Raw genomic sequence first — 17,185 nt, forward strand, 5'->3', positions numbered from 1 at the left:
TAACGTCGCTTTTTTGTTTTTTTAAGTGCTCTGAATGTTGATTGCTTTCGCTCGCCCCAACCACTGATCACTTCAAACTCACTGGACTTCACTCTTTTTCCACCTGCCTACACTTGCAATTACTTTGGCTATATTGAGCGTAAACTTCACCATCCATATCGCTTGATTTGTGGCATAATATTCTTCCCAGAAAGTGCCTTATGGATGTTGAAGTCGCATGATCCCTCGTCTGAAAAGCCCCCACAATACTGAGCAACGTTACCTGGACTATTTGAGCCAGCTTCAATCGGCTGGTTTTACAGGAGATATTTGCCCTGACTTCTCAGACCGCATCGTGCAGGCAACCGATAACAGTGCTTATCAAGTGCTCCCTCAAGCGGTTGTTTTTCCGGCGAATGCCCAAGATATTCAAGCCATATTCAAACTCGCTAACCAGGCTAAACATCAAAACATATGCTTTAGTCCCCGCGGTGGCGGAACCGGCACTAATGGACAATCTTTGACGTCTGGCATCATTGTCGATGTATCTCGTCACATGAACCAGATTTTAGAACTGAACCTAGAGCAAGGCTGGGTAACCGTTGAACCTGGCGTAGTTCTCGATCAGCTGAATGCTTATTTGAAGCCTCATGGAGTGTTTTTTGCTCCAGATTTATCGCCTTCAAACAGAGCAACCCTCGGCGGCATGGTCAATACCGATGCTTGCGGTAAAGGCTCTCGAATATATGGCCGTACCAGCGATCATGTACTGGAAGTTTCTAGCATTCTGGTGGATGGGAAAAGTTGGGTATCCAAAGAAATCGAACTGGATCAATTAGAACTGGTTCGTGGTCGTGACGATATTATTGGCATTATTCACCGCCAAGTAGACGACATTTGCCGTAACAAACGCGATTTAATCCAGCAAACATTCCCTCGAATGAGCCGCTTTTTAACTGGTTACAATCTTGAGCACGTCTATAACGATTCATTAGATAAATTCAATTTGAATTATTTATTAGCCGGATCAGAAGGTACTTTAGCGCTGGTTAGCCAACTTAAATTAAAGCTAACGCCGATTCCTGCCAGCAAACAATTGGTCGCGATTAAATACGATAATTTCGATACCGCATTACGCGCGGCACAAATTCTAGTGCAGTCAAACCCAGCCGCTATTGAAACGATTGATGGAAAAATCATCGGCCTAGCCAGAGAAGATGAAATCTGGCACCGGGTCGAAAATATGGTGGGTGATCAAGATGACAAGCAAGTTAAAGCAGTCAACCTAGTAGAGTTTGTTGGTGATGATCCGCTGGCACTGCAACAGCAAATGGATCAGCTTTGCCACACTCTTGATTCATTACAAAATCAACCGGGACAAGCTTTCGGCTACCATCGCACTACCGATAGCGAAGAAATTGCATCGCTGTGGCAACTGCGTAAAAAAGGCGTTGGGCTACTCGGCAATGCCAAGGGTGAGCGCCGCCCAATGTCTGGCGTAGAAGACACAGCCGTTCCACCAGAGCATTTGGCGGATTACATTGCCGACTTCCGCGCACTATTGGAAAAGCACGGATTAGAATACGGCATGTTTGGTCATGTTGATGTCGGTTGCCTACACGTTCGCCCTGCCTTTGATTTGCGCAACGAGTCAGATGAAACCCTATATAAAACCATCAGCGATGAAGTCTGCAAGCTGGTACAAAAATATGGCGGTGTAATGTGGGGTGAGCACGGAAAAGGTTTCCGCGCTGAATATTCACCTGAGTTTTTTGGCGAAGAATTATTTAACGACCTGCGCAAAATAAAAGCCGCATTTGATCCGGACAACCAATTAAATCCTGGCAAAATTTGCACTGCAGGACGATGTGATCATCGTCCCGAAAAAGCACCTGCGAATGTGGTTGAACTCGTGACGGTTGATGGGCCAACTCGCGGCCAACAAGATCGACAAATCCCACTGAAAACCCGCCAATCATTTGATAAAACCATTCATTGCAACGGCAACAGTGCTTGCTTTAACTATGATGAGCACGATCCGATGTGCCCATCATGGAAATTGACGCGAGATCGTCGTCACTCGCCAAAAGGCCGCGCCGGATTAATGCGTGAATGGCTACGCCAAATGGCCAACGAAGGCACCGATACTTTAATTCTCGAAAAAAGAATCGAGCAGCAAAATTGGTTTGATTTTATTCGCCATTATCCAAAAAGAATTAATAACAGCCTGATTAAAAAACAAAACGACTATGCCCATGAAATAAATCAGTCAATGCAACATTGCCTAGCTTGTAAAGCATGTGCTAGCCAATGCCCTGTAAAAGTTGATGTACCTGAATTTCGCAGTCGCTTTTTCCAGATGTATTACAGCCGTTATTTACGACCTGCCCGTGATTATTTAATTGCCGGGCTAGAGCCATTGGCCAAAATCATGGGCATGGCTCCTAAATTTGCTAACAAAATTAGCCAAGCAAAACTGGTTGAGCAAGCCATGCGCAAGCTCGGTTTAATTCGCCTGCCATTAGTCAGTGAACAAACCGTGATGCAAGGGCTAATTGAGCGCCGCGCCGAAGTCTTCAGCCACCAACGACTCAGTCGAATGAACGATGAAGAAAAAGCCAACTGCATTTTATTAATTCAAGATCCTTACACCAGCTGGTATGACGCTGAAGTTGTATTGGCTAGTTACGATTTACTCTCTGCACTTGGCTATCGCGTTCTGGTGCCTTCACTACTAAGCAACGGTAAAGCACTACATGTGCGTGGTTTTTTAAAGGCATTTAAAAAACAAGCCAAAACTACCGTTAAAGAACTGGAGAAACTGGCTCGCCATAATTTACCTATGGTGGGCGTTGATCCGGCTGCCACCTTAGTTTTCCGCCAAGAATATAAAGAAGTCACCGGTGAACAGCAGAACTACCAAGTGTTACTGCTTCAAGAATATCTGGCCAGTCAGATTGGCCAATTTAAAGATCAATTTCAGGGCGATAAAAAATATGTCTTGATGGGCCACTGCACCGAAAAAACTAGCATTCAGACATCAGCCAAAATGTGGCAAAGCGTTTTTGAAGCAGCAGGATTAACGCTGGTTACTGAGTCAAGTGGTTGTTGTGGCATGGCAGGTGTCTATGGCCATGAAGCAGCTCACGAACAAGATTCAACAAATCTGTATCATCAGAGCTGGGGCAAGAAAATTCGCCTTTATCGCCCCGAACAGGTTTTAGCCACCGGTTATTCTTGTAGAAGCCAGGTGAAATACCAAGACGGCTTTAAACCATTACACCCGGTTCAGGCACTTTTGGCTGCTCGCAAAAGCTAGCAGCCTGATATTTTTAGCCATTTATTGATCATCGAATGACTTCAGGATATTAACTCCAGATGCTGTATAGCTATCTAGACCAGACAGGTATTGCCCTGCTTCTGCAGGGCGCTTTGCGCTGTTTTAAACCGCAACAATTGGATGACCCATGGCTGGAGCTCCCAAGCGATACTGCCGCCAGTTTTGAGTCATTATTGGAACAGCAATATCAGCAGTTACCTGCCAATATGCGTGAGCTAATGGATTTTAATTTTTTTTGCCAACAGGCTGAAAGCAAAAGAGCGCAAATAGAGCAGCAACTTTCACAGGGTGATGATCAGGTTCAAAGACCGATTATTCGCTTGTTTGAACAACCTAACAATTTGCAACTATGGCAGCGTTTGGCACAAAATCACCAAGGCATGGTGGTCGGTTTTGAGCCGGTGGAACAATGGCCGGGAGCAATGGCGCTAAAACAAGTGTGCTATGACCGGCAACGGCCAAAGTGGCCACAGCAGTTATTTTTCCAACCGCCTGAGTTTTCATCCGACAAGGAATGGCGATTGCAGCTGGCACCGCAAAGTGCGCTAAGTCAGAAAGTTGAGCAGCAAACGCTGACCACCACCCAATTGCCGCTCACTCAAATTGATTGTTTGTTTTTTGGTTACAAAATGCCATCAGATGTGATTCGGCATATTATTACCAGCTTGGCATCACAAAATATTGAAAGCTTGAGATTGTTTCGCTGCAAAGTGCAAGCAGGTAGCTATTCAATTATTCCAGATAAGAATTTAAGGCTTTGAGGCTATTTTGATGCAGAAGGAAGCCAACATTTAACTGGCTTTTCTAGCGCGAACAATCTCAGATGCTCTCTTAGAGTGTGCTTTGAAAGCCTCAGTACTAGTGACATCTTTAGCATCAACCGTCATTGTGCCTCGCCCAACGACCTTGCGAGAAGCCACACCAGTATCTTTAAGAGCTTTCAATATTTTACGGTCTTCTTCAGACATTAAAAAGTTTTTAAATGAATCAACCATAACTTGGCATTAGTGTTAGTAAAACAAGTACGGGCTTTAATTAAAGCGCACGACCTTGCCCGCTGATCATAGCATGAGATTAGTAGGTTTTCGCCCAAAGTATGTGAGCTCATCAGCCATACAACTGATAGTTTAAAATCAATGGCTTTTTAACTAGTCAAATTCTTTTTCCTTCCTTGGCAGCTTTTTCATCTTCCAACTCACCAACAAAGCTGCCAATAAAACTGCACCCCACAACCAAGGTTGGGTCGGCAACAAAAACATCAGCACCGCAAAAACAATGGCCAAGCCTAAAAAGATTACCGCTAATTTATTCATTTATCCCTTTCCTTGTTTGAGCAGTGTTACTCATTATCAAAGTGACGATAGCAAATTGCCGTTAAACCAAACTCACTACTTAACCAGCTTAACCAATTTACACAATCAGCTTAACAACAGCGGCAGATACTATTTCTATTTCGTAGCGACCAATTGCCCCTCGGCCACCACCGGCAGCAGCCCTTTAATATATAAACCATCGACCTGGGGAATCACCGAAAGTGCCCAACATTCTACGCCGGCAGCTAATGCCTGCTGGAAACCCTGGTAATATTTAGGGTCGATATGCTGGGCTGGACTGACCTGATCAATCCCCGAATGCATGACACAGAATAACAAGCCCGCTCGATCACCTTGGGCAACTTTATCTGTGAGGCTTTTTAAATGCTTCAAGCCTCGATCTGTCACTGCATCTGGGAAGTAACCTTTGCCATCAGATTCTTGCAGGGTGGCACTTTTTACTTCCAGCCAGCAATTTGGCTGACCGCTACTTGATTCGCTGAGTAAAAAATCAATACGGCTTTTATCACCATCTTTAACCTCTTTGCGAGTTTGCTGATATTGATCAAGCCCGTTAATCAGTTTTTTCTCAAGCGCCGCAGCGACCACTTGGTTAGCTCTTGCAGTATTGATACAAATAGTCTCAATTCCGCCCCCATTATCGGTTTCAACCAGCTCCCAAGTGTGGGCATATTTACGTTTTGGATTGTCACTGACCGACAACCAACATTTGTCACCTTGTTTGCCGCAATGCTTCATGGTACCTGTGTTTGGGCAATGAACCGTTATCTGTTCACCGTTTGGCAAAATCATATCTGCCAGAAAACGCTTATAGCGCTTCACCAAAGTTGCCGCTAATAAATCAGGTAACCGCATTTTTGACAGGGAATTTTCTACTGAAGAGGAATCAAACTGCATTAGAGATTGCACCGGTTGACCAAAGTCATGATAATAGGCCGCCGATTTAACACACATGGCTGGAGATCACAATGCAAAGTACTAGCCACCCTTTCGAGGGGATACTCAGTGTATTACTGATGATTGCTACTCTGTTTCTGCTGTTGCTTGCCTCGACAGTAGCGTTCAGCTTACCGATCCCTTTCACTCAGGATCTAGCTGTGACGCTGTTTGCCGAAGGAAGCAGTGCAGGGGCTAATGCTGCCAAAGCGAGTATATTCGCAGTGGCCGGTCTATTTGCTTCGATCATGTTGCTCAAAAAATAGACTATGATATACGCTGCCAGCGAGTTGCTGGCAATGGGGGATTACAACGAGATTCATGCCAGTTGAATACTTGTTGTTGCCGCAGGCCCACTTTTAGGATAAAAGTAGCCAACTTTATTGTTGGTAGCCTGGCAGGAGACTTCTAAATGCCTACCGATACCACCGTAGCGCCGAAAACCGTCGCCGATGTAGCACCTTATCAAACGGGCGCTGGCGAAGAGTACATGTGTGAACAACAGCGTGAGCACTTTAAACTGATCCTCAACTTGTGGAAGCAAGAGCTGATGGAAGAAGTTGACCGAACCGTCCATCATATGAAGGACGAAGCAGCCAACTTCCCAGATCCAGCAGATCGAGCTTCTCAGGAAGAAGAATTCAGTATTGAATTGCGAACTCGCGATCGTGAACGCAAGTTAATTCGCAAGATTAACAAAACACTGGAATTGATCGAACAGGATGATTATGGATTCTGTGAGACATGCGGTGTAGAGATTGGCATTCGACGACTCGAAGCGCGACCAACCGCTGAAAAGTGTATCGACTGCAAGACTCTGGATGAGATCAAAGAAAAGCAGCTCGGGCTGTAATAGATCTCGTTATTAAGGCATATTGGGGCATCTTCGGGTGCCCTTTGTCTTTTGTGGCATTCGAAAAAATTCCTGCCAAAACCAATACCTCGGTAAAACAATCCCGATGAAAAACTTATCTCAACTGATTCAATCTCGTTACTCCTGTCGTGAATATTTAGAACAACCCATCGAACCAAAACTGCTACAACAAATCTTAACCGTGGCTTCTGCCAGTCCATCTGGTGGGAATATTCAGCCTTGGCAAGTATCGATGGTCAGCGGTGAAAGTTTGCAGCGGTTAACATCGGCACTTTGCGCAGCTTTTGATAAAAAACATCCACAGCAGCCAGACTACCCCTATTATCCAAATGAATGGTTAATGCCCTGGGACCAGCGCCGTCGCGACTGCGGCAAAGCGCTTTATCAAGCACTCGGTGTAGAAGCATCAGATAAAGGTAAACGCATTTACCAATGGCGCCGTAACTTTCAGTTCTTTGCTGCACCCAGTGCCATTATTATTTCACTAGATAAAAGCATGGCTGAAGGCGCAATGATCGACATTGGATTGTTTATGCAATCGCTAATGCTGGCAGCAACTGCCGCTGGCCTTGCTACTTGCCCTCAAGCATCTATCGCAGATTACCCACAGATTATTCGCGATCAGCTCGACCTCGACCAACAACAAAAAATCATTTGCGGGCTAGCAATTGGCTGGCCAAATAAAGACGCTATCGTTAACCGATTCCGCACCACTCGAGTGGCAACCGATCAATTTGTTCGCTGGCACAATTAATCACAGATCATTTATGACCGATATGACCGAGCAAAAAACATCACCTTATATTGGCCGCTTTGCGCCGACACCCAGCGGGCCATTACATTTTGGCTCACTAGTCGCCGCACTAGGCAGTTGGCTACAAGCTAAAAGTCAGCAAGGCCAATGGTTAGTGCGGATTGAAGATATCGACCCACCGCGTGAAGCGGTCGGTGCGGCAGGTGTAATTTTACAAACACTGGAAGATTTTGGTTTGCACTGGGATGGCTCGGTCAGCTATCAAAGCCAAAATCAGCAGCGCTACTTAAACCGATTGCAGCAGCTAGCGGCCAAAGACTTACTCTATTTATGCCAATGCACTCGCAAACAGCTGTCTGGACAACATCCCTACCCCGGTTATTGTCGCGAGCGAATTTGCCGCAACCCACAACAACAAACCTTGGCATTAGATTCAAAACAGTCCACTGCCTGTTCACTGAGAATGTGCGTTTCCCAACAGAAAATTGAATTCAACGATGCAGTTCAGGGCCACCAAGTCTGGGATGGCGCCCAGCTAGGCGACTTTATTATTCGCCGCAAAGATCTGCTCTGGTCCTATCAGTTAGCAGTAGTCAGTGATGATATTGCCGAGGGGATTACTGAAGTGGTTCGCGGATTAGATCTACTCGATTCAACACCATGGCAAATACACCTCTACCAGCAGCTTGAAGTAGCCGCACCAAAATGGGCTCATTTACCGCTAGTACTGGGTAATGACGGCAAGAAACTGAGTAAACAAAACTTAGCACCAGCAATTAATAGCCAACAGCGATGCCAATTATTGATTAAAGCCTTGCAGTTTTTAGGTCAGAATCCAGATAAAGAAATTTGCCGCGAAGGCTCTGTAACCAATATTCTCCAATGGGCGACAAGCCATTGGAACATTCAAAATATTCAACCTGAATCTACAATTATTAATTAGCGGGTTTTATCACAGCGTTTTTACGTGTAGTCTGGGTACAAATAATAATTTGCTGCAGTAGGCTATGAATTCAGAACGCATTTATCTGTTATTCATTATCGCCGCATATGTTTTCTCACCACCGCTCGCAAGTTGGTGGACTGGAGAAGGCAGTCAGTGGTACCGCCCATTCTTGGTCTGGTCAGTGTTCATCATACTGACCGCTGCATTGCATTATATTGGCAGGCAGCGTAGGCCGTAGTATGACTTTTTCTCTCTCTCATTTATTTTTTGCCGGCGGCTGCTATTTAGCACTATTGTTTGCGATTGCTTGGGCAACAGATAAGGGCATTATTCCCTCGCGGATCACCTCCCACCCAATTACTTTCACTCTGGCATTGGGCGTATATTTTAGTGCCTGGAGTTTCTATGGCGTATTCGGATATACGCTGACTAATGGTTATAACTATCTAGGTTTGTATCTCGGCATCACCGGCGCATTCATCTTAGCTCCGGTACTCATGACACCGATTCTCCGCCTGACCCGCACCTATCAATTAAGCTCATTGGCCGATCTCTTCGCGTTTCGATACCGCAGCCAACTAGTTGGCCTAGTGGTTACCCTTGGCATGATCGCTGCGCTAATGCCCTACCTTGCTCTTCAGGTGCAAGCATTAATCAACTCGATCCAGGTACTCACCGGAGAACAAACACCAGATCTAGTGGCAGTGGTTTTCTGCACAATGATTTTCGCTTTTTGTGTATTTTTTGGCGCCCGTCACTTCTCTTTTCGCCAGCAACACCAAGGTTTAGTCGCTGCAATTGCATTTGAATCTTTGGTTAAACTGATTGCTTTGATATGCGCCGGAGTCTTTGCAATATTTGGCGTGTTTGGCGGCTTTAATGAGATGGGCAGCTGGCTGCAACAGAACCCGCAAATGCTCGATATGATGTATCAGCCACTTAAAAATAGCCCTTGGCCAACCTTGTTAATGCTGTCATTCCTTTCGACAGTACTGTTGCCACATATTTTTCACATGACCTTCAACGAGTGCAAAGAAGAACGCAATTTCCTCACTGTCAGCTGGTTGTTCCCAACCATGATGTTGGTTATGTGCTTTTCAGTGCCCCCTATTATTTGGGCTGCGTTAAATTTAAACAGCCAGGTCCCGCCCGATTATCTAAATCTGGGCATGGCAATTGCCGCCAATGCACCTTGGCTAGCTGTTTTATTATTTTTAGGCGGGCTATCTGCTGCTAGCGCGATGTTAGTGGTTACTACGCTAGCTTTAGCTACAATGGCGTTGAATCATATATTCCTACCTAGCTTTCATCGCATATTGCCAGCACTAGAAAACAGTCATCAACGAGATTTCTACAAAGGGCTGCTTTGGGCTCGCAGGGCGATGATCTTTCTGATTATCTCGCTGTGCTACGGCATGTACTTGTTAATGCGTAACAACCATCAGCTGATGGATCTTGGTAACCTTTCTGCTGTCGCATTGGCCCAACTTTCGCCCGGCTTAATCGGTGTTCTTTATTGGCGAAGGGCCACTCGCGCAGGACTATTATCCGGCTTATTGGGTGGCGCAATTATCTGGTTGGTTTTATTACTGCTACCTGATATTTTTAAAAGCGGCATAGTGCCTGAGCTTTATAATATTCAGCTGATAATTCCTAAAGAATATGAACCATGGCGCTTTGCCACCCTTTGCTCATTGCTAGTAAACGGTACGCTGTTCATTACAATTTCCCTCCTCACCAAACAAGGGCATCGGGAGCAACATTCCGCCGCAGCTTGCGCCATGGATAATTTGCAGAGACCCCATCATCTAGCGGCAACACCGCAAACCCCATTAGAGTTTTGCAAACAGCTTGAACCACGATTAGGCATTGCAGCGGCCAATCGAGAAATTCGCCAAGCTTGCACTGAAGCAGGTATTGAGCTTGACGAACAGCGCTCTTGGCTACTTCAGCGAATGGTTCAAAGATTGGAAATTAATTTATCCGGTTTGCTGGGGCCATCGGTTGCCGATGATATTTTGCGCAGCAGCCTGTGGAACAGCCAGCAAGCCCAGCCGACGCTTAGCGACATTCGCCTAGCAGAAGAACATATCAAACTAACAAAACCATTACGCGGCATTGCCGGTGAACTAGATAGCTTACGGCGTTATCACCGCACATTATTACAATCACTACCAGTCGGAGTTTGCTCATTAAATTATGAGCAAGATATTTTGATCTGGAATGATGCAATGGGAAAAATTAGTTGTATAGCAAGCAAAGAAGTCACCGGCGGCAAACTTGCTAACTTACCTTGGCCTTGGGATCAAATTCTTGGTGAGTTTTATCAAACTGAAGCACTACACAAGCATAAGTTAAAACTAGAAATTGATAATCGCCCTCGCTGGTTCAATTTGCACAAAGCATTTATTGGTGACTATCAATCTCCCAGAGAACAGCGTGGTGTCGTTATTCTGGTTGAAGATTTAACTCATTTACAGCTATTAGAAGTTGAATTGGCCCACAGCGAGCGCTTAGCTTCAATTGGCCAATTAGCCGCTGGCGTAGCGCATGAAATCGGCAATCCAGTTACTTGTATCGATAGCCTTGCGCAAATAGTGCTTCCAGAAACCGACGATGAATTTGTTAAAGATTGCTTAATGCAAATGCGTGAACAAACCAAGCGCATTACCGATATTGTTCAATCATTAGTGACTTTCAGCCATAGCGGCAACACTCGAAAATTAATTAGTGAGCCGGTTGCTTTATGCGAGTGCGTTAAAGAAGCAGTAAAGCTCGCTAGATTGTCACTAGAAGGTAAACAAATGGAGTATTCGGTCAACTGCGACGACTCTATTGTTTTAGGCGATCCGCAGTTAATTCTTCAGGTTTTATTAAATCTTTTAAATAACGCTCGGGATGCCAGCCAACCCGGTGATATGATAGAAATCAATATTCACCATCATGGAGGACAGGTGATAACTACCGTAAAGGATCAGGGAACGGGGATAGATCCGCAAAATAAGTCGCGGTTATTTGAACCGTTTTTTACGACAAAGGAACCAGGCAAGGGGACAGGTTTAGGCCTACCACTTGTGTACAGTATCATTGACGACCATCAAGGTCAGATTGTGATTGATAACGCCCCGGAAGGCGGGGCCGTTGTAACGATCCGCCTGCCACTGTATCGGAGCGAGCACTGCCATGAGTCATATATTGATAGTTGAGGATGAGACAATCATCCGAACCGCACTGCGCAGATTGTTGGAGCGAAATCGCTACAGCGTCAGCGAAGCTGGAGCGGTCAGTGAAGCCTTGGAAAAATATAATTTAAATAATTTTGATCTGATTATTTCAGATCTACGGCTACCCGGTGCACCGGGAACTGATTTGATCGAAAAAGCGGGTAGAACCCCTGTTTTGATCATGACCAGCTATGCCAGTGTCAAATCAGCTGTTGATGCGATGCGCATGGGGGCTGCAGATTATATTTCCAAGCCGTTTGACCATGAGGAAATGGTTTTAACGGTAAAACGTATTCTTGATACTGGTGCAATACGCCGTCAAAACGTCGCTTTAAAACAGGACATCAATCGAAGTTATCCTGTGCGCGGCATGCTTGGCAGCAGTCCACCAATGAAAGAAGTCTTTCAGCGAATTCAAAAAGTCGCGCCTACCGATACCACCGTTCTAATTCTTGGGGAATCAGGAACCGGTAAAGAATTGGTTGCTCGTGCGGTTCACGAACAAAGCAATCGACGTAATGCACCAATGATTACGGTTAACTGCGCAGCGATTCCTGAAGCTTTGATTGAGTCCGAATTATTCGGCCATGAAAAAGGAGCCTTTAGCGGCGCAGCACATACTCATAGAGGATTAGTTGAGGCTGCTGATGGCGGCACATTATTCCTCGATGAAATTGGTGAGTTACCGATGGAAGCTCAAGCACGTTTATTACGCGTGCTGCAAGAAGGTGAAATTCGTCGACTAGGTTCAGTGGATTCACGTCGAGTGAGTATTCGTCTGATTGCCGCGACTCACCAAGATCTGGATGCATTGGTTCTTGAAAACAATTTCCGCGAAGATTTGTATTTCCGATTAAACGTGATGCAGATTCAACTAGCGCCACTGCGTCGCCGCGGCAAAGACGTTGAAGAGCTAGCAGACAGCTTGCTAGAAAAAACCTGCCAACGTTTGAATCGTCCAACCATGCAATTTGCAGCAGATGCCACTGAGTCAATTCGCAAATATGCTTGGCCTGGTAATGTTCGTGAACTGGAAAATGCCATCGAGCGCGCAGTCATTTTATCTGAAGGTGACATTCTCACTGAAGATTTACTGGCTATCGATAGTGAGAAACGCCATCCGATGGATAGCGGACCTCCTGCCGATATGTCGCTGGAGGATTATTTCCAGACCTTTGTGTTAGAACACCAAGACACCATGACTGAAACCGAATTGGCAAAACGCCTTGGAATTAGCCGTAAATCTCTATGGGAAAGACGCCAGAGATTAGGCATTCCTCGGCATAAGAAAAAGAAGCCAGTCGCGGCAGAAGAAGAAGCCTAAGTCATTATAAAAAGCCTGCGAAAGCGGGCTTTTTTAATTCCACTACGAATTGCGCACCTTTTGTAACATACCAGATATTGTGGTTGTGTCACACTAAGGGCACAAGTAAGACAAAAATCGCTCTATTTAAGCGATTCCTTTGATATACGCCTAATGTTTCAAACACTCGTTTGCTACCGAACCACCCGCAAGAGACATATTGTTACCTTTGGCGCTGTTATTTATAAACAACGTTTAAAATGTATAAAAAAGTCGCTTGGCTAAGCGGTATTACCAGTTAGACTGAGTGAACTTAAAGCAGATCTGAAAAGAAAAGCTTTAGTAGACAAGTTGGAGTTGTGCCCAATGAGTCGAACGTGATCAGCGATATCAATAATAAAAAGAGCGATCACATTAGAGGTTCATCCTCTACCCAAAAAAATAATAAGAAGAATAAAAAATAAGAAGAAGAAAAATAGAGGCAAGACAACAATAACAATACAACGGTACGCGGCGAGAAAAATAACAAAAACAGCCCAAACCGTCAGTAAGCCATAAAAGGCGCCTCAAATGACCTGACTGGCCCGGGGATTCTATCCCCGGGGCATAATTTGCTAAAAACCTGCAAAATCTACTATCTCTCTGCCCACCATCAATAGAGATTCCTTCCATCCTGTTCAGAGCGTGATATCATCCCGGCTCGATCATTTAGTAGCCCTGCCAACCTGAGCGTGACGTAAACCTTGACTGCCTCGAAATCCCCATCTCTTATCCAGCGAATTGTCAGCAATTGCCGTACATGGCTGACCCCAAGGACACCAGCTCCCCAGATGAGAACGATTCCTCGCCCAGATCACCAGATCAGTCGCAAGCAAATCAGCCCTAACGCGTTGAAAGTACTCTATCGACTTAATAAAGCTGGCTACCAAGCCTATCTGGTAGGCGGTGGTGTTCGAGACATATTACTTGGCAAGGCTCCTAAAGATTTCGATATTGCTACCGATGCAACGCCTGAGCAAATCAAGGCATTGTTTAGCAATTGCCGTCTAATTGGCCGCCGCTTTCGTTTGGCGCACATCCATTTTGGCCGCGAAATTATCGAAACCGCGACCTTCCGTGCCAGCCATAAAGAAGGCAGCACTGCCGATCAGGCAAGTAGTGATGAGTCAGGAATGATTCGCCGCGATAATGTCTGGGGCAACTTGGATGATGACGCCGAACGCCGGGACTTCACTATTAATGGTTTGTACTACAACATTGATGATTTCAGCGTTATCGATTTCAGCAATGGCGTAGAAGACCTTAAAGCCAAGAAAATTCGCATGATTGGTGATCCGGAAACCCGCTATCGGGAAGATCCGGTTCGCATGCTGCGAGCCGCTCGCTTTGCTGCCAAGCTTGATTTTGAAATTGAGCCAAATACCGCCACATGCATCCCGTCTCTAGCAACATTGCTAGAAGATATTCCTTCGGCGCGGCTGTTTGAAGAATTCCTTAAGCTATTTTTCTCCGGCCATGCTGCAGCCAGTTTTGAGCAGTTAAGTCGCTTTGGCTTATTTGCAGTACTGTTTCCACAAACAGCTGATTGCCTGAAGGATCCCGAGCATGGTGAAGGCTATCGCAAGCTGATTCACCAAGCTTGCCTGAATACTGATTCACGCATTAAAAATGACCAGCCAGTGACCCCGGCATTTTTAATGGCGGTTATTTTGTGGCCAGCCATTCAACGGGCACATGACCACCAGCTAAATAAAGGTACTGAAGCGCATATTGCTGAACACAACGCGATTAATGATGTGTTAGAACAGCAATTAAGCCGCATTTCAATTCCTAAGCGTTTCTCATTGCCTACTCGAGAAATGTGGAGCTTGCAGTTTAGGCTGCATAAACGCCAAGGCCGTCGTGCATGGCGCTTATTTGAGCACCCAAGGTTCCGCGCTGCTTATGACATTCTTTTACTGCGTAAAGAAAGCGGTGAAGATTGTGCCGAGCTAACCGATTGGTGGACTGAATTCCAAACCGGTGGCACAGAAGAGAAAAGCAAAATGGTTCGCCAGCTAGGTGGGCCGAAAAAGCGCCGTCCTCGTCGCCGTAGAAAACCTAGCGGTAAAAGTAGTGGTGCTGCAGAGCAGCCAACCTCTGACCAGGGATCTTTTGAGTAATGAGCAGTGCAATCGCAACCAGCTGGATTGGTCTAGGCAGCAATCTTGAACAACCCAAACAGCAGTTGCTAAAAGCGCAAGCTGAACTGGAAAAATTAGGCGTGGTGACCATATCACGCCTCTATTCAAGCAGCCCAATGGGGCCGCAAGACCAGCCAGATTACGTCAACGCCGTTGCCATGTTAAAAACCGAATTAGCACCTATCGCCCTACTCGATGCACTGCAAGCAATTGAAAATGAGCATGGGCGAGTCCGAAACCGGCGCTGGGGCGAACGAACGCTTGACCTAGATTTATTAATCTATGACCAGCAACAAATTAATCACCCTAGGTTGACAGTGCCCCACCCTGGCATTGCCGAAAGAGACTTTGTACTCAAGCCGTTACATGAATTAGCGCCTGAGCTAAAACTGCCTGATGGCCGCCCGATTGAGCAGTTATTGGAAAATTGTTCTGACCATTCGCTCAGGCTCATAGACTGAAACCTGCCAACTTGGTACTTTTAGCCGCGTTCCCGATACTTTAAGTGCAGCACTGATGAACAAAATCACCCTATCTCGCCTTGCTCATATGAAGCAAAAGGGCGAAAAAATTGCTTCTCTTACCGCATACGATGCCAGTTTTGCCGCGCTGTTCGATCAGCAAGCAGTGGATATGCTGCTAGTGGGTGACTCACTCGGCATGGTACTTCAGGGCAAGGGCAGCACCGTTCCAGTTACCGTAGAAGATATCGTTTATCACACCCGAGCGGTTGCTGCGGCAAAACCCAATGCACTATTGATGGCTGACATGCCATTTATGAGTTACGCCACTGAAGCTGAAGGCTTGGCCAATGCCGCACAATTAATGCGTGCCGGTGCCGAGATCGTCAAGCTAGAAGGCGGCGCTTGGATGTGTGACTTGGTCAGAAAAATGGTTCGCGGTGGTATTCCGGTTTGCGCCCATTTGGGCTTAATGCCACAACAGGTCAACCTGCTCAGTGGCTATAAAGTGCAGGGCCGTAACGATGCTCAAGCAACCTCAATCATCGATGAAGCAGTTCAGCTAGAACATGCGGGCGCCAACATGTTGTTGTTGGAATGCGTCCCTTCATCATTGGCTCAATCTGTCAGTCAGCAAGTTTCCATTCCAGTGATTGGCATAGGTGCCGGTGCTTATTGTGATGGTCAAATTTTAGTAATGCACGACATGCTCGGCGTCACCAGTGGCAAGCGCCCTAAATTTGTTAAAGATTTTATGGCCGATTCTAATGGATCCATTGCATCTGCCGTTGCAGCCTACGTCAGCCAAGTTAAAAACCTGCAATTTCCAACCGCAGAGCACAGTTTCAAATAATTTTTATTGCCGGTGCCAGCAGCCTAGCGCCTGACAATATTCAGTGCGCTATTAACTGATCGCCGGCCATTAGTCGATCAGGTAGTGAACATGCAGATAGTAAAAAGTACCGCTGAACTTCGCCAGCAAGTTCGTCAGTGGCGTCATCAGGGGTTGATTGTTGGTTTTGTACCGACAATGGGGAATCTGCATCAGGGACATTTATCTCTAGTAGAAAAAGCCAAGCAAAAGGCAGACAAGGTAATTGTCAGTATTTTTGTTAATCCGATGCAATTTGCACCCGGCGAAGACCTCGAAAGCTATCCAAGAACACTGGATCAAGATTGCCAGCAGCTCGATCAATATCAAACCGATTTAGTTTTCTGCCCGCCGCTAGAAGAAATTTACCCCTGCGCACTAGAAGACCAAACTCGAGTAGCCGTTCCTAATATCACCCAACACCATTGCGGTTCTAGCCGGCCGGTATTCTTTGGCGGCATAACCACCGTCGTCACCAAACTGTTTAATCTGGTACAGCCAGACTTAGCAGTTTTCGGTGAAAAAGATTTTCAACAGCTGCAAGTGATTCGCAAAATGGTCCACGACCTTTGCATGCCGATCGAAATTATCGGCGGTGAATTAGTGCGTGAATCCGATGGTTTAGCGATGAGCTCGCGCAACGGTTATTTGAATATTCATCAGCGGTCACTGGCACCAAAACTTCGTCAGGTACTACTTGAAGCCGCTGAAAAAATCCGTACTGGCGATGTGGAATTTGATCAAATTTCGGAACATGCCAAGTGCAAACTTGAACAACTCGGTTTTAAACCGGATTACTTCAATATTGCCCGACGAAATGACCTAGAACCGGCTGGCGCAACCGATAAAGAGCTGGTTATACTGGCCGCCGCCGCATTAGGCCAAACACGTCTTATTGACAATGAGCAAATTTTTTTGCAATAAACGGCTGGGCTGAGTGATAATCGGCCGCCTTTCAACAGCGGGCTCGGTAAAGTGCC

15 protein-coding genes are annotated in these 17,185 nt (G+C 45.9%); 12 read left to right on the forward strand and 3 right to left on the reverse strand.

Annotated elements, in window-relative coordinates; genetic code table 11:
• Window positions 1-217 precede the first annotated feature (217 nt).
• The gene (ydiJ, locus tag DC094_RS04610) at window positions 218-3,298 is read left to right on the forward strand and encodes a D-2-hydroxyglutarate dehydrogenase YdiJ (RefSeq protein ID WP_116685883.1); all 3,081 of its coding nucleotides are present in this window, start codon (window positions 218-220) and stop codon (window positions 3,296-3,298) included.
• Between the two features lie 59 nt (window positions 3,299-3,357).
• On the forward strand, window positions 3,358-4,080 hold the full coding sequence (locus DC094_RS04615; RefSeq protein ID WP_116685884.1) for a hypothetical protein: 723 nt from the start codon (window positions 3,358-3,360) through the stop codon (window positions 4,078-4,080).
• Window positions 4,081-4,110: 30 nt separating this feature from the next.
• Here DC094_RS04615 and DC094_RS22020 read toward each other — a convergent pair whose 3' ends face one another.
• The 3 genes from DC094_RS22020 to sfsA all read right to left on the reverse strand — a co-directional run bounded on the left by DC094_RS22020 (window position 4,111) and on the right by sfsA (window position 5,550).
• Window positions 4,111-4,287 (reverse strand): hypothetical protein, encoded by a 177-nt coding sequence (locus DC094_RS22020; RefSeq protein WP_158527212.1) that lies wholly within the window; start codon window positions 4,285-4,287, stop codon window positions 4,111-4,113.
• Window positions 4,288-4,467: 180 nt separating this feature from the next.
• On the reverse strand, window positions 4,468-4,632 hold the full coding sequence (locus tag DC094_RS22025; protein ID WP_158527213.1) for a hypothetical protein: 165 nt from the start codon (window positions 4,630-4,632) through the stop codon (window positions 4,468-4,470).
• Between the two features lie 135 nt (window positions 4,633-4,767).
• A complete protein-coding gene (sfsA, locus tag DC094_RS04625) occupies window positions 4,768-5,550 on the reverse strand; it encodes a DNA/RNA nuclease SfsA (RefSeq protein WP_158527214.1) in 783 nt (260 codons plus the stop codon).
• 71 nt (window positions 5,551-5,621) lie between these two features.
• Between sfsA and DC094_RS04630 the strand changes: the two genes are divergently transcribed.
• From DC094_RS04630 to panC, 10 genes are all read left to right on the forward strand, one after another.
• Window positions 5,622-5,855 (forward strand): hypothetical protein, encoded by a 234-nt coding sequence (locus DC094_RS04630; protein WP_116685887.1) that lies wholly within the window; start codon window positions 5,622-5,624, stop codon window positions 5,853-5,855.
• Window positions 5,856-6,001: 146 nt separating this feature from the next.
• A complete protein-coding gene (gene dksA, locus DC094_RS04635) occupies window positions 6,002-6,442 on the forward strand; it encodes an RNA polymerase-binding protein DksA (RefSeq protein ID WP_116685888.1) in 441 nt (146 codons plus the stop codon).
• A gap of 106 nt (window positions 6,443-6,548) precedes the next feature.
• On the forward strand, window positions 6,549-7,217 hold the full coding sequence (locus tag DC094_RS04640) for a nitroreductase (RefSeq protein WP_116685889.1): 669 nt from the start codon (window positions 6,549-6,551) through the stop codon (window positions 7,215-7,217).
• 13 nt (window positions 7,218-7,230) lie between these two features.
• Window positions 7,231-8,160, forward strand: a complete 930-nt coding sequence (gene gluQRS / locus DC094_RS04645) for a tRNA glutamyl-Q(34) synthetase GluQRS (RefSeq protein ID WP_241503962.1) — start codon at window positions 7,231-7,233, stop codon at window positions 8,158-8,160.
• Window positions 8,161-8,402: 242 nt separating this feature from the next.
• Window positions 8,403-11,369, forward strand: coding sequence for a sensor histidine kinase (locus DC094_RS04650; protein WP_116685890.1), 2,967 nt, complete (start codon window positions 8,403-8,405; stop codon window positions 11,367-11,369).
• Window positions 11,347-12,711 carry a sigma-54-dependent transcriptional regulator gene (locus tag DC094_RS04655; protein WP_116685891.1) on the forward strand — a complete coding sequence of 455 codons (1,365 nt, stop codon included), beginning with the start codon at window positions 11,347-11,349 and terminating at the stop codon, window positions 12,709-12,711. The genes DC094_RS04650 and DC094_RS04655 overlap by 23 nt, the downstream gene beginning before the upstream one ends.
• An 809-nt stretch (window positions 12,712-13,520) precedes the next feature.
• Window positions 13,521-14,852 carry a polynucleotide adenylyltransferase PcnB gene (gene pcnB / locus DC094_RS04660; RefSeq protein ID WP_116685892.1) on the forward strand — a complete coding sequence of 444 codons (1,332 nt, stop codon included), beginning with the start codon at window positions 13,521-13,523 and terminating at the stop codon, window positions 14,850-14,852.
• A complete protein-coding gene (gene folK / locus DC094_RS04665; protein ID WP_206605566.1) occupies window positions 14,852-15,334 on the forward strand; it encodes a 2-amino-4-hydroxy-6-hydroxymethyldihydropteridine diphosphokinase in 483 nt (160 codons plus the stop codon). Before pcnB ends, folK begins: the two co-directional genes overlap by 1 nt.
• A 55-nt stretch (window positions 15,335-15,389) precedes the next feature.
• On the forward strand, window positions 15,390-16,187 hold the full coding sequence (gene panB / locus DC094_RS04670; RefSeq protein WP_116685893.1) for a 3-methyl-2-oxobutanoate hydroxymethyltransferase: 798 nt from the start codon (window positions 15,390-15,392) through the stop codon (window positions 16,185-16,187).
• 90 nt (window positions 16,188-16,277) lie between these two features.
• Entirely contained in the window at window positions 16,278-17,129 is an 852-nt protein-coding gene (gene panC, locus DC094_RS04675; protein WP_116685894.1) for a pantoate--beta-alanine ligase, read from the forward strand.
• Window positions 17,130-17,185 lie beyond the last annotated feature (56 nt).

It is taken from the genome of Pelagibaculum spongiae, from assembly GCF_003097315.1.
Lineage (GTDB): Bacteria > Pseudomonadota > Gammaproteobacteria > Enterobacterales > Pelagibaculaceae > Pelagibaculum > Pelagibaculum spongiae.